The sequence below is a fragment of the Caldimonas tepidiphila genome (assembly GCF_003569765.1).
GTDB lineage: Bacteria > Pseudomonadota > Gammaproteobacteria > Burkholderiales > Burkholderiaceae_C > Caldimonas > Caldimonas tepidiphila.
In genome coordinates this window covers 1-821 of the sequence record NZ_QXMG01000183.1, presented here as the reverse complement: position 1 = coordinate 821, position 821 = coordinate 1, and the positions used below count along the sequence as shown (strand labels likewise).

Genomic DNA, 821 nt, shown 5'->3' with positions numbered 1-821 from the left:
GCTGCTCGATCTCGCGCGCCAGTGCAGCGAGGTCCTCGTCGAGGGCTTCTTCGAGCAGGCTCCTTTGCTCAGCGTTGAAGGCCTCGGAGCGGGCCGCGAACTTCATGCGCTTGAGCACGGCCATCTCGTGCGTGAGCTTGTCGATCGTGGCCTGCTTGAGCAGCGCTTCCCGGCGCTGCTGCTCGATGATCTCGTCCTTGCGCGCCACCTCGGCCAGCAGCGCGCGCATCTCTTGGCGCAGCTGCTCAGGGTCGAGGGTGTCGAAGCGGTCGTCGGTGATCACACGCCGGATCGTGCCAGTGCGGCAGCCCCGCCGCCATCGGCGCATCCGGCAATTGATTCCCGCTCAAGCTACAGCACCGTGATGACGCCGGCCTCGCCGAGACGCTGCCAGGGCAGCCCCAGCACCAGGGCATCAAGCTGCGCGCGGCTGAGCGTCACGGTCGCGCTGCCCTCGCGGGGCCAGACGAAGCGCCCTCGGCGCGCGGCCAGCCACACGCCGATGCCGTCGTGCACCAGCACCTTCATGCGGTTGGCCCGCCGGTTGGCGAACAGGTAGGCATGGTGCGGGCGCGCTGCGCCGAAGACGTTGACGACCCTCGCCAGCGCGGCCTCGGCGCCTGCACGCATGTCCAGCGGCTCCACCGCCAGCCACACGGCATCGACCCGGATCACCGCAGGATCTCGCGCAGCCAGGCCGCGCTGCGCTCGTCCAGCGGCAGGCTGGCATGCACGGTGGTGGCGCCTCGACGGAGCTCCAGCGTGACGTTGCAGCGCATCGACGGGGCCGGCTCGGCCGCCGCAGCAGCCCGATGCCCGTC

General features: G+C 70.6%; 2 protein-coding genes. Both read right to left on the bottom strand.

The annotated features are described in order from the left end of the window. Nucleotides 1-283: transposase (locus tag D3A59_RS25015; RefSeq protein ID WP_205665279.1), on the bottom strand; the 283-nt coding region annotated here is incomplete at its 3' end. 68 nt (nucleotides 284-351) lie between these two features. Continuing rightward, nucleotides 352-675 (bottom strand): IS66 family insertion sequence element accessory protein TnpB, encoded by a 324-nt coding sequence (tnpB, locus tag D3A59_RS25010; RefSeq protein WP_157991724.1) that lies wholly within the window; start codon nucleotides 673-675, stop codon nucleotides 352-354. Between the last annotated feature and the right edge of the window lie 146 nt (nucleotides 676-821).